General features: G+C 70.2%; 13 protein-coding genes. 10 read left to right on the plus strand and 3 right to left on the minus strand.

The window, feature by feature from the left end; genetic code table 11:
- Positions 1 to 89: 89 nt before the first annotated feature.
- Positions 90 to 785 (minus strand): DUF3159 domain-containing protein, encoded by a 696-nt coding sequence (locus ACWGKJ_RS27965; RefSeq protein WP_385023325.1) that lies wholly within the window; start codon positions 783 to 785, stop codon positions 90 to 92.
- 232 nt (positions 786 to 1,017) lie between these two features.
- Here ACWGKJ_RS27965 and ACWGKJ_RS27970 point away from each other — a divergent pair, with 232 nt between their 5' ends.
- Both ACWGKJ_RS27970 and ACWGKJ_RS27975 read left to right on the plus strand, forming a co-directional pair.
- Positions 1,018 to 2,916 carry a S9 family peptidase gene (locus tag ACWGKJ_RS27970; protein ID WP_385023327.1) on the plus strand — a complete coding sequence of 633 codons (1,899 nt, stop codon included), beginning with the start codon at positions 1,018 to 1,020 and terminating at the stop codon, positions 2,914 to 2,916.
- 94 nt (positions 2,917 to 3,010) lie between these two features.
- Positions 3,011 to 3,664 carry a GOLPH3/VPS74 family protein gene (locus tag ACWGKJ_RS27975; RefSeq protein WP_385023329.1) on the plus strand — a complete coding sequence of 218 codons (654 nt, stop codon included), beginning with the start codon at positions 3,011 to 3,013 and terminating at the stop codon, positions 3,662 to 3,664.
- Positions 3,665 to 3,735: 71 nt separating this feature from the next.
- Here the strand turns inward: ACWGKJ_RS27975 and ACWGKJ_RS27980 are convergent, their stop codons facing one another.
- Positions 3,736 to 4,818 carry an Lrp/AsnC family transcriptional regulator gene (locus ACWGKJ_RS27980; RefSeq protein ID WP_385023331.1) on the minus strand — a complete coding sequence of 361 codons (1,083 nt, stop codon included), beginning with the start codon at positions 4,816 to 4,818 and terminating at the stop codon, positions 3,736 to 3,738.
- 172 nt (positions 4,819 to 4,990) lie between these two features.
- Here ACWGKJ_RS27980 and ACWGKJ_RS27985 point away from each other — a divergent pair, with 172 nt between their 5' ends.
- The 4 genes from ACWGKJ_RS27985 to ACWGKJ_RS28000 all read left to right on the plus strand — a co-directional run bounded on the left by ACWGKJ_RS27985 (position 4,991) and on the right by ACWGKJ_RS28000 (position 10,912).
- A complete protein-coding gene (locus tag ACWGKJ_RS27985; RefSeq protein ID WP_385023333.1) occupies positions 4,991 to 5,893 on the plus strand; it encodes a polysaccharide deacetylase family protein in 903 nt (300 codons plus the stop codon).
- 512 nt (positions 5,894 to 6,405) lie between these two features.
- Positions 6,406 to 7,710, plus strand: a complete 1,305-nt coding sequence (locus ACWGKJ_RS27990; protein ID WP_385023335.1) for an MFS transporter — start codon at positions 6,406 to 6,408, stop codon at positions 7,708 to 7,710.
- Positions 7,710 to 8,561 (plus strand): SDR family NAD(P)-dependent oxidoreductase, encoded by an 852-nt coding sequence (locus ACWGKJ_RS27995; protein WP_385023337.1) that lies wholly within the window; start codon positions 7,710 to 7,712, stop codon positions 8,559 to 8,561. The genes ACWGKJ_RS27990 and ACWGKJ_RS27995 overlap by 1 nt, the downstream gene beginning before the upstream one ends.
- Positions 8,558 to 10,912, plus strand: a complete 2,355-nt coding sequence (locus ACWGKJ_RS28000) for a 2-dehydropantoate 2-reductase (protein ID WP_385023339.1) — start codon at positions 8,558 to 8,560, stop codon at positions 10,910 to 10,912. Before ACWGKJ_RS27995 ends, ACWGKJ_RS28000 begins: the two co-directional genes overlap by 4 nt.
- Positions 10,913 to 10,992: 80 nt before the next feature.
- Here ACWGKJ_RS28000 and ACWGKJ_RS28005 read toward each other — a convergent pair whose 3' ends face one another.
- Positions 10,993 to 12,411, minus strand: a complete 1,419-nt coding sequence (locus tag ACWGKJ_RS28005) for an ATP-binding protein (RefSeq protein WP_385023341.1) — start codon at positions 12,409 to 12,411, stop codon at positions 10,993 to 10,995.
- Between the two features lie 507 nt (positions 12,412 to 12,918).
- Here ACWGKJ_RS28005 and pglW point away from each other — a divergent pair.
- The 4 genes from pglW to ACWGKJ_RS28025 all read left to right on the plus strand — a co-directional run bounded on the left by pglW (position 12,919) and on the right by ACWGKJ_RS28025 (position 21,129).
- On the plus strand, positions 12,919 to 17,595 hold the full coding sequence (pglW, locus tag ACWGKJ_RS28010; RefSeq protein ID WP_385023343.1) for a BREX system serine/threonine kinase PglW: 4,677 nt from the start codon (positions 12,919 to 12,921) through the stop codon (positions 17,593 to 17,595).
- Positions 17,596 to 17,672: 77 nt separating this feature from the next.
- A complete protein-coding gene (locus ACWGKJ_RS28015; protein ID WP_385023345.1) occupies positions 17,673 to 18,200 on the plus strand; it encodes a hypothetical protein in 528 nt (175 codons plus the stop codon).
- Positions 18,197 to 19,600, plus strand: coding sequence for a KGGVGR-motif variant AAA ATPase (locus ACWGKJ_RS28020; protein WP_385023347.1), 1,404 nt, complete (start codon positions 18,197 to 18,199; stop codon positions 19,598 to 19,600). Before ACWGKJ_RS28015 ends, ACWGKJ_RS28020 begins: the two co-directional genes overlap by 4 nt.
- Positions 19,597 to 21,129, plus strand: coding sequence for a hypothetical protein (locus ACWGKJ_RS28025; protein WP_385023349.1), 1,533 nt, complete (start codon positions 19,597 to 19,599; stop codon positions 21,127 to 21,129). Before ACWGKJ_RS28020 ends, ACWGKJ_RS28025 begins: the two co-directional genes overlap by 4 nt.
- The last annotated feature ends 102 nt before the right edge of the window (positions 21,130 to 21,231 follow it).

The raw sequence follows: 21,231 nt of genomic DNA on the forward strand, positions 1-21,231 counted from the left end.
GACACTGAGTGACACCCGAGTGCCACTCCGGCGTACGCACCGCTCACCGGCACCCGAGCACGCTGAGGCCATCGGCCAGGGGTCCGGCGTCACCGCTGCGGGCCGACGGACGGCGAGCCGATGGCCGCCAGCCGCTTGTTCGAGCGCCGGACGGCCCAGGCGACGACGAGGAAGGCCAGGGCGAGCAGGGGGAAGCCCATGGCTATCTTGGCGAAGCCCAGCGAGCCGACCTGGTCGGTCTCGTAGAAGTACTGCTGGACGGCGAACCGGACACCGAAGACGACCGCCAGCACCAGGGTGGCGATGTCGTAGGAGATCCGCGAGTGCCTGTCGGTGCGCCAGGCGCTCCCCTTGCGCGCGGTGACGTTCCAGACCACACCGGCCAGCGGCCAACGCACCAGGACGGACAGGACGCAGAGGACCGCGCCGGCCAGGCTCGCCCAGATCCCGATGAGAAAGTAGTCCTTGGCGGAGCCGGTCAGCCAGACGATGCCCACGGCGATCACGACGCCGAACATGCCACCGATCGCCGGCAGCACCGATTCCTTGCGCACCAGCCGCTCGACGCCGATGGCCACCGCGACGGAGAGGGCGGCGACGATCGACACCTTGAGCCCGCCGAGGTTGTTGGCGACGACGAACGCCAGCACGGGCAGCGTCGAGTAGACGACACCCCTGACACCTCCCATCTGGTCGAGCGCCGAAGGCCGCTGCGGCTCCGCCTGCTCCGTCCGCTGCTCCGTCCGCACGCCGGACTCTGTCTTCGAGAAGCCCTTGGTCTTCACCGTGATCAGTCCTTCCGAGTTCCTCTGGGGCAAAGGGCAGGTTCGTTTGTGTCACTTAATGACAGCACGACAGTTAGCGACAGGTCAACACCCCCAGGACCGCCGGACGAGGCGCCGCCGCGAGACACCCTTGCCGCGCCTGTCATTTAGTGACACTGTCATTAAATGACAGAAAGTCGTCCCCCCTGCCCGCTGTCCGGCAGCGGAGCCCCACCCCAGAGGAAGGACCGGTATGGCACTGCGGGAGACCATCTCCGTCGAGGAGCTCTTCGGGCCACCGCCCCGCGCGCGGACGACCCTCTCCCCCGACGGTGAGCGGATGGCGTACCTGGCGCCGTGGAAGAACCGCCTGAACGTCTGGATCGAGAGCGTCGACGCCCCGGGGGACGCGAGGCGCGTGACCGCCGAGGACCGCGGGGTGCTGAGCCACCACTGGACCGACGACCCGCGGTGGCTGCTCTTCACCCGGGACCAGGACGGTGACGAGAACACACACATCCACCGTGTCGATCTGACGGACCCGGAGGCCCGCGCGGTGGACCTCACGCCCTTTCCGGGGGTGCGGGCCGTGGGTCTGGACCTGCCCGCAGGGCGGCCCGGCAAGGCGGTCACCCAGCTGAACCTCCGCGACCGTGCCCAGTTCGACCTGGTCGAAGTGGACATCGCCACGGGTGACATCCGGACCCTCGCCCAGAGCACCGGCGGACATGTCGACGGATGGCTGTACGGCGAGCGTGACCTGTTCGCGGTGGCGACGACGGCCGACGGCGCCGTCGAGCTGTCGCGGTGGGACCCGTCGACGGAAGCGCTGGATCCCGTGGCGCGGTTCGACGGCGGTGACGCCCCGCTGGGCGTCTACCCCATGGAGATCACGCCGGACGGCACCGGGGTGTGGCTGGGTTCGAGCCGTGGCGGCGACCGCCTCCGGCTGGCCCGGCTCGACCTGGCCACCGGCGAGGAACACGAGGTCGACTCGCACCCGCGCTACGACCTGGACATCCGGGCCCGGGTCTTCCCCGCCCTGCCCTCCCCCCTGATCCGCAGCAGGCGCACCGGTGAGCTGCTCGGGGTGCGCTATCTCGGCGAGCGGCAGACGATCCACGCCCTGGACCCGCACTTCGCCGCGGTACTCAAGAATCTGGAGAAGCTGTCCGACGGCGATCTCGCCGCGCTCTCATCCGACGTCGAAGGGCGGCGCTGGGTGGCCGGTTTCACCCACGACCGCGACCCCGGGGCCATCTTCCTCTACGACCACACCACGGATGAGAGCCGCCTGTTCCACCGGGCGAGGCCACATCTCGATCCCGGGTCGCTGGCCCCGATGCATCCGGTGACGATCACCTCCCGGGACGGTCTGGCCCTGCCCTCCTATCTGACGCTGCCGGTCGGCGGCGAGCAGGAGCGGCTGCCGCTGGTGCTGCTCGTCCACGGCGGTCCGTGGACCCGGGACAGCTGGGGATACCACCCCGTCGTTCAGCTCTTCGCCAACCGCGGCTGTGCGGTGCTCCAGGTCAACTTCCGCGGCTCCACCGGCTACGGCAAGGCGTTCACCCGGGCCGGCATCGGAGAGTTCGCGGGCCGGATGCACGACGACCTCATCGACGGCGTGCGGTGGGCGGACGACCGGGGATACGCCGACCCGGACCGCGTGGCGATCATGGGCGGCTCCTACGGCGGGTACGCGTCCCTGGTCGGCGTCACCTTCACCCCGGACGTCTTCGCCGCCGCCGCCGTCGACGTCGTCGGCGTCGGCGTCACGGATCTCGCCCACTTCCTGCGCAGCCAGCCCGACTTCGTCAAACCGATGGTCGCCCACAACTGGTTCACGTACGTCGGTGACCCGGCCGACCCGGAGCAGGAGGCCGACATGCTGGCCCGCTCCCCCATCAGCCGCGTCGACCGGATCCGCACCCCGCTGATGGTGGTGCACGGCGCCCATGACGCCCGTGTGGTCCGCGCCGAGTCCGACCGCTTCGTCGAAGCCCTGCGCGCACGGGACATTCCCGTCGACTACACCGTCATGGAGGACGAGGGCCACGCCATCGAGAACCCGGAGAACGTGATCGCCCTCTACACCGCGGTGGAACGCTTCCTCGCCGGGCACCTGAAGTTCGGGACCCACCCGGCATGAGGCCACCCGGCTCCGGATCGGGCTCCGCCCCGGTGCGGCCCGCACCCCTCAGCCATCCGTCCCGGCCGACCACTTCCTTCCCCTGGGGGACCACATGATCCAGACACTGCCGCAGCGGCTCTATCTGCTCTGTTACACCGTGGACAAGGGCAAGTTCCAGCTTGAGAACCTGCAAGGACGGGGCCAGTTGCTGCGTGCCGGCGCCCTGACCGAACTGGCCCGCGACGGACTGCTCGACGCGGCCGGGAAGAAGGTCGTCCGAAAGCCCGGGAAGGCACCGGAGGATCCCTTCGCCGCCGCGGTCTGGGACGACCTGCCCGACAGCACCCCGAAGGGCTGGCTCAAGTTCGTCCACGACAAGGCCCACACCGCGGAGACGCCCGTACGCGACCAGCTGCGCGCCGCCGGGGAGGTCTCCGTCTCGCGCGACCGGGCGATGGGGGTCATCCCTGTCGAGCGGGTCACCGTCACACACCCGGAGAAGGTCCGCGCCCTTCAGGAGCGGGTACGTGCCACCGTGCTCGACGGCGCCGACCCGGCGGCGGTCCCGACGGAGGAGCTGACCATGGCCGTGTTCACCGTCGAGCTGGAGGTGACCAGCGTATGGAGCCGTGCGGAGCTGCGCACCCACAAGCAGGCGGTCACGGCACTCGCGGCGCGGTACGACGAGATCGTCCCCGGTCTGCGCAAGGCCCTGCGCGACTCGTACCTGTCGAGCCGGGCGGTCGGCGGCGGCTGGAGCGCCTGACCGACGGGCCGCCGGTCGCGCTGCCGGCCGGGCCGGACCGACCCGCCTCCGCGTCGATCGGCGAAGGCGGATCACCCCGCCTCCGCGACCCCGGTCTCTCCGTCGCACCACGGGTCGATGGGCGCGCTCTCCAGACGGCGCCCCAGTTCGTCGAGGATCCAGCCCTGGCGCTTCACCGTCCGCAGCACGATGCCGTGGTCGACGATCTCAAGCCCCGGGCACTCCGCCCCGATCCGCTCCTCCAGGTCATGGGCGCTGTCCACGGAGTGCAGCCACGTGGAGAGCAGGATGTTCGTCTCGCCGCTGGTCGCCGTCAGCAGCCGGACACCCGGCAGCCGGCTGAGCCGCTCACAGATCTGGCGCCGCTGCTGGACCGCAACCCGCGCCCACATGAGCGAGGTGACCGGCCACCCCGTGATGTGCTGGGCGATCTCGCAGCGGAACGCGACGGCGCCCGTACGCTCAAGCCGGGCGAGACGGCGACGGGCCGAGGTCTGGCTGGTGCCCGTACGTTCCGCGAGATCGGAGACGGGCAGCCGGCCGTCCGGGGCGAGGGCCAGCAGCAGGTCTCTGTCCGGACCGTCCAGCGTGCCGGGCAGGGCCTGGCGCGGTGCCGTCTCGTCCGCGGCGGCCTGGAGCAGCAGCTGCTCCGAGCGGGGGAGCGCGTCCAGCCGCCAGTCGCTCCCGGAGACCAGGATGCGCGTGGTGATCTTGGTACTGACCCGCACCACACCGGGCAGCCGGCTCACCCGCTCCAGGATGAACCGGGAAAGCCCCGGCAGATCCCGGGTCACGGCGTTGACGTGGATGTCCCGTCCGCTGGCCAGCTCCATCACGGACTTCGTACGCGGGTCCCTGGCCAGGGCGAGCGCCACCGCGTGCCGGGCCGACGGCTCACAGTCCACGTCGATGAACGCGTTGCACAGGGACCGCCAGAGTCCGGGGCTGCCGGTCGCCGTCACCCAGGCCAGGCCGCGGTCCGAGATCCGCCCCCAGCGGCGCGCGACCGTCACCGCGCTGAGCCCGAGCACCTCGCCGATCGCCGTCCAGGAGGCACGTGGCGCGATCTGCAGGGCATGGGCGATGGCCATGTCCGTCTCGTCCAGCTCGGCCTGGAGCGCGACGGCGGAATCCTTCACACGGAGACGATCCATGGCGATTCTCTTCGATTTCGTGGGTCGGTGAACGGGAGATGCCCACGATGGGCTACCAGCAAGGGGCCACGCAAGAGTGTCGAACGGAGCACTGCCCATCGGGCGGACCCCGGGCCGCCCACAGACCCCGGACAACCCAGCACACACACCTCTCAGGAAAGGCCGGATTCCGATGGCGGAGAGTGAACAGCAGCCGTGGGAATGGGACGAGCCGACCTGGCGCGGCCATGTCGAACACGTACGCGCCGGGCGCTCCCTCGCCCCGGACACCTGGCCCGGCGGCGCCCGCTGCGCGGTGGCCGTCTCCTTCGACTCGGACCACGAGACCCCGGCCCTGCGCGACGGTGAGACGCGACCGGCGAAGCTCGCGCAGGGCGAGTACGGCGCCCGCGTGGCCGTGCCCAGGATCCTTGACCTGCTGGAGCGCCACCGCGTTCCCGCGAGTTTCTTCATGCCTGCCGTCTGCGCGCTGCTGCGCCCGCAGGAGGCGAGGGCCTACACGGCCGCCGGCCACGAACTGGGCATCCACGGCTGGATCCACGAACGCAACACTCTGCTCACCGCGGAGACCGAGCGCGAACTCCAGTTGCGGGCCGCCGACACCCTGGAGCGGGCCGGCGGCGTACGTCCTGTCGGCATCCGCACACCGAGCTGGGACTTCTCACCGCACACCCTGGCGATCACCCGTGAGATGGGCCTGCTCTACGACTCCTCGCTGATGGCCGACGACGAGCCCTACGAGCTGGTCGAGCACGGCGAGCCGACCGGCGTGGCCGAGATCCCCGTCGAGTGGATCCGCGACGACGCGCCCTATTTCATGATGGACCGCTTCGCCTCGCTGCGGCCCTACATCGCGCCGCGCGACGTGCTCCGGATCTGGCAGGACGAGTTCGCCGCCGCGTACGCGGCCGGCGGCCTGTTCCAGCTCACGATGCACCCGCACATCATCGGACACCGCTCGCGTCTCGTCGTACTGGACGAGTTGCTCACACACATCGGCGAGCACGACGGGGTGTGGTTCGCCACCCACCGGGAGATCGCCGAGTACTGCCTCGCACAACTTCCGGCCGGCTGACCGCACGGGTTCGTATCAGCTTCCGTACGGCCTCCGTGTCGGCTTCCGTACGAACTGGCCTCCGTACCGGCCTGCGTACGGGCCTTCGCGCCGGCCTCCGTGTCAGCTTCCGTACCGACCTCCGCACTGGCCTCCGCGTCAGCTTCCGTACCGTCCCCCGCATCGACGACAGCCGCCGTCGATCACCACCCCGGCGACCGCGCCACCATCGGCCACCACCATCGGCCGCCACCATCGGCCGCCAGAGGCGACGGCGGCACTCCGCCCACCCCGTCTGCGCCCAGCGCACATCCCCGTATACGTCGCTTCTGGGCGCACACCGGCATCCCGGCGCCCACCCCCGCATCCCCGCCCCGGCACACAGGCCCCAGCCCCACACGGGTCCCAGCCCCACAGGCCCCAGATTCCAGGCCCGAGGCCCTCAAGACCCGGACCCGGGAGCCGAGTTCCCTCCCCCGCTCCCTCCCCCGCTCCGTCCCCCGTGACGTTCCAAGGAAGGCGAGGAATTCCTCGTGCCACTCGACACCGCCGCATCCGGTATCGCCCCCTCGCCCAAGCTGACAACCCGGCAACGCAAGGCCCTTGTCGCCGGAGCCGTGGGCAACACCGTCGAATGGGTCGACTGGGCCCTCTACGGGATCTTCGTGAAGATCATCGCGGATGTCTTCTTCCCGAAGGCCGACGGAACGGTGGCGCTGCTCTCCACCCTCGCCGTCTTCGCCGTCGGCTTCGTGATGCGCCCGGTGGGGGCCGCCGTCCTCGGTGCGTACGCCGACCGGCACGGCCGCAAGAAGGGGCTCGCCCTCACCATCGGCCTGATGGCCGGGGCCGGTTTCGTCATCGCGCTGACCCCGGGCTACGAGACGATCGGCATCGCGGCCCCGGTGGTCCTGGTGCTGTCGCGGCTGGCCCAGGGGTTCTCCGCCGGGGGTGAGTTCGGCTCCTCATCCGCGTTCCTGGTCGAGTCCGCTTCGCCCGGCAGGCGCGCCTTCGCCGGGTCCTGGCAGCAGGTGTCCGTGGCGGGCGGCGTTCTGATCGCCTCCCTGCTCGGCACCGCCTTCACCTCACTGCTCAGCGAACACGCCCTGCACACCTGGGGCTGGCGGGCCGCCTTCGTGATCGGCGCGCTGCTCGGTCTGGCCGGGCTCTGGCTGCGTGTCTCCGTCGATGACACCGAATCATTCACCGAGGCCAAGGCCGGCGGACAGGCCAGGAAGAACCCGTTGCGGGCGATGCTCGTCGAGCACCCGGCCGCCGCACTCCGGGTCGCGGGCATCACGATCGCCGGCACCCTGACCTATTACATCTGGGTCACCTACCTGCCGACGTACGCCAACCTCACCACCGGCATACCGCTGAAGCGGGCGCTGCTCTCCCAGACGCTGTGCCTGGTCGTCTTCGTGGTGCTGCTGCCCTTCGCGGGCCTGCTCTCCGACCGGCTCGGACGCAAACCCACCATGGCGGGCTTCGCGGCGGGCTTCACCGTCCTGGCCTGGCCGATGCTGCACGTCCTGACCGACAGCTTCCTTGTGCTGTTCCTCGTGCAGCTCACCGGCATGCTGCTGATCCTCGGCTACTCGGCGAACTGCGCGGTGATCATGGCCGAGCAGTTCCCGCCGGAGGTACGCGCCACCGGCATAGCCCTCCCGTACGCGCTGGCCGTCGCCGTCTTCGGCGGTACGGCCCCGTACGTCACGACCTGGATGAGCGACTCCGGCCACGCCGACAAGCTGTGGCTGTACGTCTCCGGTTCGGCCCTGATCTCCCTGCTCATCTACCTGACCATGCCCGAGACGAAGGACAAGGAGTTCACCTGATGGCGCATGTACTGGTCACCGGCGCCGCGAGCGGTATCGGACGGGCCGTCGCCGGGCACTTCGCCGCCGCCGGCCACCGGTTGACGCTCGTCGACATCGACGCCGTTCCGCTCGCGGACGCGGCGAAAGCACTGGACGCGGCCCACCAGGTCCGTGACCTGTGCTCGGCCGAAGGGCCGGCCACCGCGGTCGACGACGGATGGCAGGCCCAGGGGCCGGTGGACATCCTGGTCAACGCGGCCGGTGTCTACCCGTCGCTCGACATGACCGAGGTCACCGCCGCCGACTGGGACCGCGTCTTCGCCCTCAACACCCGCGCCCCGGTGCTCGCGACGGCCGAACTGGCGCGGCGCGCCATCGCCGCAGGCCGTACCGCGTCGGTGGTCAACATCTCTTCCGGCGCGGCCCTGCGCGCCCGGCCCGGCGGGGGCCCGTACGCCAGCTCCAAGGCGGCGCTGGAGATGGCGACCCGCGCGGCCGCCCTCGAACTGGGCCCGCACGGCATCCGCGTCAACGCCGTCAGCCCCGGCTTCGTCGGCGTCGACAGCACCTGCAACCCCGTCACCGACGAGTACGCGGCGGCCGTCTCCGTCAACCCGCTGGGGCGGCCCGGCACTCCGGCGGACATCGCCCGCGCGGTCGTGTGGATCGCCGGACCCGACGCCTCCTGGGTGACCGGCGAGATCCTGCGCGTGGACGGCGGCAGCGGCACCGGCGCGACCCACCTGCCCCGACTGTGGCCCCCGCGGGCCACCTCGCCCGCCGACGGCTCGTACAGCGGCGCTTCCTCCACGGGTGCCACCCCCACCGACTCCCCCCACCCGGACACCACGAAGGGACACATTTCATGACCGGCGATGCCTACACCGTTGTCGGGGCGGGCGCCATTGGCGGCACCCTCGCCCACAGTCTCGCAGCGGCCGGACACCCGGTCACCGTCATCGACACCGACGCCGACCATGTGGCAGCGATCCGGGCGAACGGGCTGACCATCCTGCGCGACGGGGAACGCGAGAGCGTCCGCCTCGACGCGGCCACTCCCGACACGTACCAAGGGCCGCCCCTGGGCCGGGTCCTGCTCAGCGTCAAGGCCCACGCGACCCAGAAGGCCATGCGCTGGATCGCGCCGCGCCTCTCCCCCGACGGCTATGTCGTCTCCGTACAGAACGGCTTCAACGAAGCGCTCATAGCCGAACACGTCGGCGCCGGACGTACCGTCGCCGCCTTCGTCAACATCTTCGCCGACCTCGTCGAACCGGGCGTGGTGCGTGACGGCGGGCCCGGCGCCTTCGTCATCGGCGAAGTGGGCGGTGCGCCGGTCTCCGCCCGGGTACGCGACCTGGTCGCCGATCTCCAGGCGTGGGGGCCCGCCCGCGCCACCGACAACGTCGACGGCCATCTGTGGGCGAAGGCCGCGTTCGGCGCGATGCTCTCGGCCACCGCACTGGCCGACGCGCCCATGGCGGACCTCATGGACCGCCACCGCTCCACCATGTACGCGCTGGCCGCCGAGGTGTACGCGGTGGCGGACGAGGCCGGCGCACGCCTGGAGTCCTTCGACGCCTTCGACGCGCCCGCCTTCCGGCCCGACAACGACCCCGCCCTGCGCGACGCCGCGTGCGACCGGCTGACCGCGTGGCTGCGCACCCAGCCCAAGGACCGCAGCGGCATCTGGCGCGACCTGGCCGTCCGCCGCCGTCCGGTGGAGGTGACGACGCATTACGCACCGGTCATCGGTCAGGCGCGGCGCGCGGGCCTGGACGCTCCGGTGCTACGGGCCGTCCTGGACGGTCTGCGGGAGCTGGAGCAGGACCCGTCCACCATGTCCGAGTCCCGGCTGGACACCCTCGACCGCCTCGCCGTGCCAGGTCGTACCGCCGGACCGGAAGACCCAGGGCACCACACCCACCCCACCGAACCGAAAGAGCCAGGGCACCACGCCCACCCCACCGGCCCGGAAGACCCCAAGCGCCACACCCACCCCACCGAACCCGAAGAACCGGGGCACCACACCCTCCCCGACGGCCCCGTACTCACCGACGCGCAGGCGGTGCTCGTCCACGCCTGGCTGGACGAGCACCGCGACGCGATGGCCGCCGACCTCGCCGCCTACACCTCCCACGAGAGCTCCAGCGACGACACCGCGTCCCTCGCCGCCTGCCTCGACTGGCTGCGCGGCTGGCTCGACGCCTCCCTCGGCGCACCCGTCAGCGAGGAGGTGAGCCCGCGCGAGGACGCGGGCGACATCCTGGTCCGCCGCTACGCCGGCACCGGCGGCCCGTCAGCAGAGGCCCCGCTCCTGCTCCTCGGCCACTACGACACCGTCTGGTCCACCGGAACCCTGCCGGACTGGCCCTACCGCCGGGAGGGGGACAGTATCTCCGGCCCCGGCGTGTTCGACATGAAGGCCGGACTCGTCCAGGCCGTCTGGGCGCTGCGCGCGCTCACCGCGCTCGGCCTGCCACGTCCCGAGTGCACGCTGCTGCTCAACGGGGACGAGGAGACCGGCAGCAAGGCGTCAAGCGGCGTCATCGTCGCCGAGGCGCGGAAGTCCCGGGCGGCGCTGGTCTTCGAGGCGAGCGCGGACGGGGCGGTGAAGACGACCCGTAAGGGGGTCGGACTCTTCTCCCTCACCGTCACCGGTGAGGCGTCCCACGCCGGACTCGACCCGACATCCGGCGCCAGCGCCATCAACGAGATCGCCCGCCAGGTGCTCGCACTGGAGGCCCTCGCCGACCCGTCGGCCGGAACCACCCTCAACGTGGGCGTCCTGCACGGCGGCACCCGCAGCAACGTCACGGCGGCGGCGGCGACCGCACAGCTGGACATCCGGGTCGCGACCGACGACGAACGCGCCCGCATGGACACCGCCCTGGCCGGACTCACCCCGTACGACCCCCGGACCAGCCTGCGGCTCGACGGAGGCTGGAACCGCCCCGTCTTCGAACGCACCGATGGCGTCGCCCGCATCTTCACACTCGCCAGGTCCTGCGCCGCACCACTCGGCCTGGACCTCCGCGAAACAGCGGTGGGCGGCGCCAGCGACGGAAACTTCGTCCTCGCCGCGGGCACCCCGGTCCTCGACGGCCTCGGCGCCGTGGGCAACGGCGCCCACGCCCGCAGCGAACACGTCACACTCACCGGCATGACCGAACGCTCGGCCCTGACGGCGGGTGTCCTTGCCGCTTTCGCCACGGGCTGAGGGGAGCCGAGGGGCTTCTCCGCAGCATCTGCGGCCCCACCGCGCTCACGAACTCCCGCGCCTCGCCGGCGATCCGCCACTCACAGCGGCCAAGCGGTCAGCAGATCACCGGGGCCGTAGGCTGCATCGAGGCCCGGAGATTCGACGCCGCTGCGTGAGACCGCCATGACTGGAACGGACTCGCCGGTGAGGGCGGCCCGGTGCCGATGGAGAGCTGCCAGGTCGTGCCGGTCGAACGGCGACTGCTCCAGCCACTTGACGGAGCCAACAAAGAGGAGCTCCTTGGCGATGGGGGCGCGATCCGCCCCGACGATATCGATCTCGACGTCGTTGGTACGGGTCCAGTAGCCGCCCACTGCGGGGGCTGTGGGCAGCCGATCATCGGGCAGTATCCGCGCCAGGGCCTCGCGGACAAGGGGCTCGACGGCCCGGCCGCGCCAGCTGGTCCAGCTTTCCCGGATCCGCGCCAAGGTCAGATCGCCCCGCCCCCGCTCGATCTCCTCCATGGAGGGGCCGAGCAGGTGCAGCCAAAACCGCGGGTAGGGATCTGCCACCCGGTAACGGCGGTCCTTCGACGGACGCAGCGATACGGGCAGCTGCGCAGCGACGATCCGCTTATCCGTGAGCAGCTCCAGCGCTCGTTGCAGCGGCGTGGCCCCGATCCCGTCGGCTGCACGACCGATATTGGTGAAGGTCCGCTCACCACTGCCGATAGCCGCCAGCACCGTACGCGCCTGAGCCTGCGGGGGAAATTCGGCAGCCAGCGAACGTTCGGCCGACACCAGCAGGGCCGAGACCGGGTCGCTCAGCGCCTCACCGAGAAAGTCCCACAGCCCTGCGCCCCGCGGCCACTCCGCGCAGATCAGCGGCAGACCGCCAGTGACCAGCGCGGCATCGAAGGCTTCCGCCGGATCCAGCCCGAGCATCCGCCCCACCTCCGCGGGGTTCAGCGGTCCCAGCACCATCTCCCGGCCGCGCTGGTGGAAGGGTCGTCCATAGCTGTTCAGCGCCTCCATCATCGACAGATCGGAGCCGATGAGGACCAGCAGCACCGGCTTCGTCTCCAGCACCCGATCCCAGGCCCGCTGCAGCATCCCCTCAAAGGCTCCGCCGGCGACCATCAGGTACGGCACCCCATCGATGACCAGCACGCTCGCCCGGTCGGCGGGCAGTGCAGCAGCCAGCACATCGAACGCGGCATCCCAGCTCTCCGGCCGTGCGGCGGCCACCAGCCCCGCCAACGGCAGCGTCGACGCTTGGGCGTCCCGGGCCAACCGTGCCAGATCATCCCTGGGGGACGCACCGGTCGCCGCGTAGAACAAGAACGGGGCTCCGGAGTGCTCCGCAAACCGCTCGACCAATCGCGACTTGCCCACCCGGCGCCGCCCACGCAACATCACGCACCGACCGGGCCGCTCCCCGCCAACCCCGGCCGCCACCTTCTGCAGCTCTCGCTCCAGCGTCGCCAGCTCCTGCCGACGGCCTACGAAATCCACCACGCCTATCAACCTCCAGGCATGGCACTAACAATGATGTTAGTAACATGAAGGTTGGCGTGCGCAGTCTTCGTCAGCCGTCGTTCCCAGTCGCGTTCTGTACTCAGAGGCCAAAGGTCCGACCCCGAAGAGCCGGACCCTTCATGACCTGCACATTTGCCAGATCAGCTACGTGGTGACATGTCACCCGCTATACGTTGAACCGGAATCTCTGTCTCAGAGCTCCCACCTGCGGAAACACGGTTCTGGAGGGGTTCCTCCCAGCACGATCCCAGCACGGCCTCTTTCTCCCAGCACCATGCGGCTCAGGAGCCCCCATGGCCACCCGGACGGTGTGTGTCGGTACTGGTGCTCTCCTCCTCCGAGGGTTGGGGTCCTGCGTTGAGTGGCGCGGGCCTCATGGCCCGCTGTAGGGCCTCCCGGCAGCGATTCCCAGGCGTTCGGCAACAGGTGTCCGTAGACGTCGGTCGTGGTGTTGACCGAGCGGTGGCCCAGCCAGAGGGAGACCTCGTGGATCGGGACGCCGTTGGCCAGAGCGGTCGATGCGAAGAAGTGCTGCAGGCAGCCGGGAGTGTACTTGGCTATCCCGTCGACATCGGCCAGGCCGGCCGAGGGCTGTGGGTGGAGACGAGCGGCATCACGTATTGCTTCCCGCAGGTTGCAGCGTCCGAACCGTGTTCTCGGCGGTACGCACTGCAGCGCGGCACCGTGGGCAACATCGCTAGTCTTGCCACGTCTTTGGCATTGCCCCACAGCGGAGGTCCTCAGGTGACGCCGACCCATCCCCAGCCCGGCTCTCCGGCGCCCCGTGAGCGCTGGTTCCAGCCGCGTCGGTCCGGATTCCGGTGGGAGCAGGAAGGCTTGGAGCACGTGCGGCAGATCATGCCTGCCGCAGAGCCCTACCGGGCGTGGGCGACGTTCCGGTTCACCGGCGTTACGGGGCGGGTCAACGAGTGCGACCTGCTGATCGCCGTGCCCGGCGGCATCTACTTGCTGGAGCTCAAGGGCCACCCGGGCCGGGTGGTCAATCGAGGCGACACCTGGCAGTTCCACGACGACCGTGTGCGCACGCTTCGCAACCCACTGCATCTGACCGACCTCAAGGCGAAAGAGCTGAAGGCCCAGCTGCAGCGTGCTGCGCGGGCGGCGGGAATCCCCGAGGCGAAGATCCCCTTCGTCAAACCCGCGGTCTTCCTGCACGATCCGGGCCTCGTGAGTGAGCTGGACGAGTTCCAGCGCGTCTCCGTTTACGGACGTAACGACGGCACAAGCGGTCTTCCGGGTATCTGGGACGGTCTACTGGGTCTGCCGCCGGAGCGAGAGAGCTGGCGTGTTACCGCGCAGGACAGCCAGCGCCTGGAAATGCTGATGAAGCGCATTGGCATCAGCCACTCCACCGCCCACCTGCGCTTCGGGGACGACTGGCGGCTCGCCCCACGAGCACTGGACGCCGGTCCCGGCTGGGAGGACCGGCTCGCGGTACGCGACGACGAGCTGGTCAAGGAGAACGGCCGGGTTCGCATCTACCTGGCGGGACAGGCCGCGTCGGCGGAACAGCGCAGCCGGGTGGACCGGGCGGCCAGACGCGAGTATCAGGTGCTCCAGGGCATCAATCATCGCGGTATCGTGCAGGCGGTCCAGATCCGTGAGCACCAGGGCGGTCCGGCCATCCTTTTCCGGCACCGCGAGTCGGACCTGCGGCTCGACTCCTACCTGAACGCGTACGGGGATCAGCTCACGCCCGCCGTGCGCATGGACCTGGTCCGCCAGCTCGCCGAGGCTCTCCGCTACGCCCACAGCCGGGCGCTGTACCACCGGGCGCTCTCCGCCCGGTCGGTCTATGTCTCCGCGGCCGAGGACGGCACTCAGCCGGTACTGAGGATCGTGGACTGGCAGACCGCTGCCCGGGACTTTGACACCACCTCGCATCTCACGCTCGGCCCCACACCGCTCGATTCGGGTCTGGTCGCTGACATCGCGCAGGTCTATCTCGCTCCGGAAGCCTCACGTGAGTTCGCCGATCATGCGGATCTCGACGTGTTCGGTCTCGGCGCGCTGTCCTATTTGCTGCTCACCGGCAAGGCGCCAGCGGAAGCCCGCGGGGCCCTGGTCGACCGGCTGGCTACGGAGGGGGGCCTGCACCCCTATGCCGTATCCGACAGTGTGTCCGCCGCGCTGGACGACCTGGTCTTTCGGGCCACCGCCTCCGACGTGCAGAACAGGCTGGCGTCCACCGAGGAGTTCCTGCGGCTGCTCGACGCGGCGGAAGCGGATGACGTCGCCGCCGGTGCTGTCGAGGTGGAGGATCCGCTCACCGCCAAGGCAGGCCGGCACGTCGACGCCGAGTGGGAGGTCGTGCGGGTGCTGGGAACCGGCGCCACGGCTCGCGCACTGCTGGTGCGGCGGGTCGAGGAGGGGCTGCCGGACCCAACGTCGCTGCGGGTGTTCAAGGTGGCGCTCGACCAGGAGAAGGGTGCCCGCCTTTACGCGGAGGCGAAGGCGCTGCGCGAGGTGGGCGGCAGCCGCATCGTGAAAGTCCTCGCAGACCCGCGCGAGCTGGGTGGGCGTACGGTCCTGGAGATCGAGTACGCGGGCGGATTCCGGCCTGCGGACGACCACGAGCCGGTCAGTCTGGGGTCCCGGCTGCGCAGTGAGGGGAAACTTGGATACGCCCAACTGGAGCGATTCGGCAAGGATCTCTTCGAGGCCATGGACACGCTGGCCGCACGAGACGTCCGTCACCGTGACATCAAGCCGGACAATCTGGGCCTGTTCAAGCGTCGCGAAGGCTCCTGGCAGCTGATGTTGTTCGACTTCTCCCTGGCTGATGCCAACGACCAGGACCTGCACGCAGGCACCCGCGGCTATCTGGACCCCTTCCTTGGTGGCAGCCGCCGTTCCCGTTACGACGATCATGCCGAGTGGTACGCGGCCGCGGTCACCCTGCACGAGATGGCCTCGGGCGAGCGGCCGGTGTGGGGGGATGGACAGAGCGATCCGCTGACTGTGCCGGACGCTCAGCTCTACGTGGCCCGCGAGCTGTTCGACCCGGCACTGGCCGATGGGCTCGCTGCATTCTTCGAGCGGGCGCTGCACCGTGATGTCGAGCAGCGTTATGACAGCCTCGACCGGATGCAGGACGCATGGCGCGAGGTCTTCCGCCGGGCCGACTCCAAGCGCCCGCCTACGACGCCCGCGACGGTGGACACGCAGGCCGAGGACGTGGAGGACGCCCGTGAGCAAGCCGCTGACGCCGCAGACCTGACGACACCCCTGGATGCCGCAGGTCTGTCGCCGCGAGCCGTGTCTGTTGCGGCTGGGCTCGGTGCCGAAACGGTGGGGCAACTACTGGACATTCCTCCCCACGCGATCTCTCGTGCCCGGGGCGCGGGCAATGTGATCCGCAAGGAGCTGAACCGGCGCCACCGTCAGTGGACTCTGGATCTGCGCAAGCGCAGCGCCCACAAGAAGCCCGCCTCGGTGGCGGCCGATGCTCCGGTGGACGTCCTGGAGTCGGTTGAGGGTCTCGCGGCCCGGTTGACCGCTCCGCCGGGCGGGAGCCTCGCGCATGCCACGGTGCTCGCATGGCTGGGCCTGCCGGGGACGGACGGCGCCCGTGATCTGTCGCTGTGGCCGTCCCAGTCCGTCATCGCCACGACCCTAGAGGTCAGCCAGTCCACCGTCTCGCGGCAGCTGAGTGCCGCACTCGAACAGTGGTCGCAGCTTCCCTGGCTGAACGCGATCCGCGACGAGGTGGCGGCGGTTCTCGCTGGGCAGGGCCGAGTGATAACTGCTCAGGAACTGGCCAACGAGCTACGAGCACGGCACGCATCGAACGATGACGCCGGGAGTATCGCGCAGGATCCGGCCGGTCTCCAGACGCAGGCCCTGGCCGTTGTCCGGGCGGCAGCCGAGATCGAGTCCCGCCGCGATGATGCTTCCGCCGCGACGGCCCAGGAGAACGCGGGAGAAGGCGCGGCCAGGTTCTCGTTCCTGCGCCGCGGCGGTGTGATCCTGCTGGCCCTGGTGGACGTGAGCAGTGACGACCCCACACCGGTGGAACTCGCCGATTACGCAACGTCGCTGGGCCTCAAGGCCGAAGAGGTGGCGGCCCGTGATCCGCTGCCGGGTGGGGCCACGGTCCTGCGCGAGCTGCGCGCGGTGCCCGCGCCGGAGGGGATGACTCCGGTGGCTGACACGCGCCTGCTGACGCTGGCCGCGGCCATGGCAGGCGGAGTCGGTGTCACACCGCGCCTCGAACTGTTTCCGTCCTACCTCAGCCTCGCGAAGGCGCTTCGGATCTCACAGGCTGCCGCCGGCGTCCGCTCGACCGTCGGGATCACCACCGACGAACTGCTGGCGCGGGTACGCGCCCGATTCCCCGGTCTTGCCGCACTCGCCGACGTCACCTTCGTGGAGCTGGAGGAGGCGCTGCCCAAGGCCGACTTCCCGCTGGAGTACCGCCGGGGCACACAGCGATTCTTCCCACCGGTCAGGGAGTCCTCGCACAGCCTGATGATGTTCAGCGGCTCCGTCCTGACGAGTACCGGAGCGCTGTATGACGCCGCACAGGGACAGATCGCGGAGGGCCGCGACCCGCGTCGCGTGACAGAGATACGACTCCAGGAGTCGGTGCGCAGAGGCGGATTCCTGGCCCTCACCGTCAAGGGGGCTTATCTGCCGGGTACGGCACAGAGGCTGGCCGTCCTCTTCGGCGTACAGCCCGTTGATCTTGACGAGCTGTTCCTGACCGCTCTGCGGGAACTGGCGGACGAACAACAGATCAGGTGGCGGGCCCTGCTGAAGGCGGACGGCAAGTTTGCTGCGACCGGCCGCATCGGTGCGGCGCTTGCGTCCTACACCAGGCTCGCGGCCGAGCGTGTCGCCTCCCGCTGTACGGATCTCGCAGAGCAGGCAGGCCCTCGTACGGTGCTGCTCGCACACCAGGCTTCCCTGGTGGCCCGCTACTGGGAAGTCGGCGGCCGTGAACTGCTCGTGGGTCTGCAGCAGTCGGCCCGCAGCAGCACCACCGGACCGCACGGGCTGTGGCTGCTCGTGCCGATGGACGACCCGCAGGCCACCCCGGCCCTGGACGGACGGACCGTGGACGTGGTGGACAGGCAGAGCGAATGGGAGGTGCTGGAGGGGCTGTTCATCAGAGAGCTGTCGCTCCATGCGGCAAGCTGACGGGTTGTCGCGTCGGCCGCACCGAGGGCGACGGAGTTCACCGGATCGGAGCAACCCAGCGCTCTATGATCGGCATCGTGCCGGACGACAAAGCCGCGGGTGCACAGCCCGCAGACCCCGCAGAGCCCACGACCGACTACCCCTGCGCGGGGGAGCGGCACTTCACCGACGCCTGCTATCTCCACGATGACGGAAGGCTGTTGACCGCAGACCACCTCTTCGGTCTGGCGGTGGAGTGCCTGATGAAGGGGCTGCTGCTCAGGTTTGGCACGGCGTACGGGGTCTCCATGAGGAGGAAGCCGGAAACGGATGACAAGGACAGCAACCGGCCCTGGTGGGACAATCCCGGCACGGGTAAACGCGAGCCGTTGGGGCACTGGAGCGAGGTCGTCCAGGCGCTGCCGATACTTCTCAGCGGCCGCTCCGCTCCCTCGCTCCACCACGCCGTCGCGAGACTCTCCGCGGACTTCGACACCTGGGTCGTCGACGACCGCTACACCGATGGCGCGCACCTGGAACCGGCCCTCATGACCCTCCGCAGGGAGTCGGCCACCCTCGCCAGCGACCTGCAATTGCACGTGGCATTCACCGGAAGGCTCCCATGACCTACTACGACGTGCCGGTCCGCTTCGACGAGGCCCGTCCGGCAGCTTTCTCGCTCGCCCGTGAAGTGGCGGGCGAGGGCTTCGACGTACTGCTCGTTCGGGACGTCCTGGGCCGATTCTCCCTCCTGGTGGACGACGCCGAGGGGGAGGACGCGAGCAGGGAGCAGGCCGACCGCTGGCGGGAGCTGGCCGAGTCCCGCCTCGGCCGCTACCGCGGGGAGCGTCCCCTCGTGCTGACCTCCGTCACACGCCTGCCGAGGACGCTGACGGCCCCGCCGCACGCCATGGACGTCGTGGAGGCCACCGGCACGACGGGCTCGGTGCGCTTCCTCGACAACACCGTGGTGGGCGAGGACTGGTCCAGGGTCACGCTCCCCTCCACCGACGAGCAGGAAGAGGGGGCGCAGAAGCAGCCCGTCCGGCGCACCGCCCTGTACGGCTTCAAGGGCGGCGTGGGCCGCACCACGGCCGCCGCAGTGCTGGCGCGGGCCCTTGCCGACGACGGGAAGATCGTGCTCGTCGTCGACCTCGACCTGGAGTCGCCCGGGGTGGGACCACTCCTGCTCGGATCGGGCACCCTGTGCCGGCACGGCGTTGTGGATCATCTGGTGGAGTCGGCGCTGGACAACGCTGAAGGGCTGGAGATCGTGGCCCGCTCCGGCTACACCCCCCGCAACAAGGGCGAGCTGTGGATCGCCCCGGCGCGCGGCGCGGGCACCGATGGAGTACGTAACGGATACGTGGACAAACTCAACCGGGTGTACGCGGACGCGGGCGGGGCCCGTTTCGCCGACCGGCTGGCTGCGACGGTCCGCGCCTGCGAGGACGCGGTGGCACGAGGCGACAGCGGGCGCGGCCCGGACGTGGTGCTGCTCGACAGCCGGGCGGGCATTCACGATGTGGCCGCCGTGACCATCTCGCACCTGTGCGACTACGCCCTGCTGTTCGGCGCGGACAACGCACAGACCTGGGCGGGGTACGGCGACCTGTTCGAGGCGTGGGCGGTGTCGGGGCAGGCCGCAGCCATCCGGCAGAAGCTGCGCATGGTCGCGTCGATGGTGCCGGACTCGGCGCACTACTCGAAGGACGTCCACCTCAAGTCCTTCCGCGCGGAGGCATTCAGGACCTTCGGCGTCCTCTACGCATCGCTGACACCGGAAGAGGTCGCCGGTGACGGGAAATCGGCCTGGGACCTGGACGACGACCCGGCACCGCACTCCCCGATCCCGATCCTCTTCGAACCGGGCATGGTCGGCATGAACGTGCCCGACTCCCCCGACTGGCAGGAGCGTGCCTTCGTGGAGGCCGCGTACCGTGACTTCCTGAGCACGGCCGTACCCCTGATCATGGCGGGCCCGGCCGGCGAGGCCCCCGCCGAGCCAGAGGAAGTCAGCCTGTGACCGATCCGCTGTCCCCCGGCGAGTACCGCGGCCTGCTCCTGCACGCGCTGGAGGGCACCGTCGACGCGGACACCCGCCCCCCCACCCCGCACACCCTGTACATGCCGGACGCACACCGCACCGCCCTGTACGTGGACAGTACGGTCGTGCTGGGGGACCGAGGCGTCGGCAAGACCTTCTGGGCGCGCTCGCTCCTCGACGCCGAGCTGCGCGAGGCCGCGGCCGACGAGTACCGCATCTCCCGGCTGCGCCGACTGCGCGTCACCGGTGGTTACGGCATGGACATGTTCTCCCCGCACTATCCGGGCCCGCTGGTCCTGCCTTCCCTGCTTGACGGTGGCGCCCGCCCGGAGGAGATCTGGTACGCCGTCCTGCTCACGGCACTGGGACAGCCCGAGTTGCGGGCGACGGCCGACTGGGCCGCGCGCATCGCATGGCTGCGCACGCATGCCCCGGAGGCGGAGGCCACCCTAGCCCGGGCGGACGCGCGCGCCGCAGCCGAGGACGAGGTGCAGCTGCTGGTCTTCGACGGCCTGGAGCACCTGCACCGCGACTGGGAGACACGCAACCGGCTGATCGCCGAACTGCTCCGGGTGGCGTTGCGGATGCGCTTCGGCACCCGCAACATCCGGCTGAAGGTCTTCCTGCGCCACGACATGTTCGAGGCGGCCAAACAACTTTTCCCCGACGCCTCCAAACTGTCGGGCAACGGCGCCCGCCTGGAGTGGGAGCACGCCGATCTGTACGGTCTGCTCTTCCACCACCTGGGGAACGGGGCCGAAAGCGAAGGCGACGCGATCGACGCGCTGGAGGCGGCCGACGACTCGGCGGCACGCTTCCGCCACTTCACCGGCGGCTGGGACGACCCGGCGCCCTCGGGACCCCTCCGGTACGCGCCTCCGCACATCCTTCGCAATGAGGAGAAGACTCAGCGGCCGCTGTTCGAGCGCATCGCGGGCCCCTACATGGGCACCAACATCCGTCAGGGCCGCCCCTATACCTGGCTGCCCAACCACCTGATGGACAGCAAGGGCCTGATCAGCCCGCGCAGCTTCCTCAAGGCGCTCCACGCCGCCGCCGCGACGACCGCCGCCGCGCACTCCTCGCACCCTTACGCGCTGCACCACGATGCCATCCGCTCAGGGGTGCGGGAGGCGTCCAGGGTCCGGGTCGACCAGGTCAGCGAGGACACGCCGTGGGTGGATCTGGCGATAAGGCCGCTCGCAGGCTGCCAGGTACCGATCTCCCAGGGTGACGTCATCCGCGTGTGGGAGCGGGACAACCTCTCCGCGCGGCTGCGTGAGGACGCGGCCCACTACACCCAGGCCGACCGCCCCGAGCTGGTCCGCACCGGACCCCGCCACCCCGACGACTTTCCGCGCCTCGTCGAGGAGCTCATCGACCTCGGTGTACTGCGTCGCCGGGACCAAGGCCCTGCCGACAAGTTCTCGCTCCTCGACCTGCCCGACATCTACCGCCTCGCCTTCGGCTTGGGCCGCCGCGGCGGGATTCCGCTGGTGGGCCGGTAGGAGCGGGGCACGCCCGTTCGGGGGTCCGGCCTGGCAGGATGGACCAGATGGCGTGTGAGAGCAACCGCGCCGGACCCAGAACGAGAGGACAAGAGGTACTCC

Source organism: Streptomyces sp. NPDC054757 (assembly GCF_053612185.1).

Excerpts from the sequence above, each read along its gene's own strand:
- ACWGKJ_RS28020 (WP_385023347.1), top strand. The coding sequence starts at position 18,197 with ATGACCTACTACGACGTGCCGGTCCGCTTCGACGAGGCCCGTCCGGCA.
- ACWGKJ_RS27975 (WP_385023329.1), top strand. The coding sequence starts at position 3,011 with ATGATCCAGACACTGCCGCAGCGGCTCTATCTGCTCTGTTACACCGTG.
- ACWGKJ_RS27985 (WP_385023333.1), top strand. The coding sequence starts at position 4,991 with ATGGCGGAGAGTGAACAGCAGCCGTGGGAATGGGACGAGCCGACCTGG.
- ACWGKJ_RS27970 (WP_385023327.1), top strand. The coding sequence starts at position 1,018 with ATGGCACTGCGGGAGACCATCTCCGTCGAGGAGCTCTTCGGGCCACCG.
- ACWGKJ_RS28000 (WP_385023339.1), top strand. The coding sequence starts at position 8,558 with ATGACCGGCGATGCCTACACCGTTGTCGGGGCGGGCGCCATTGGCGGC.
- ACWGKJ_RS27980 (WP_385023331.1), bottom strand. The coding sequence starts at position 4,818 with ATGGATCGTCTCCGTGTGAAGGATTCCGCCGTCGCGCTCCAGGCCGAG.
- ACWGKJ_RS27995 (WP_385023337.1), top strand. The coding sequence starts at position 7,710 with ATGGCGCATGTACTGGTCACCGGCGCCGCGAGCGGTATCGGACGGGCC.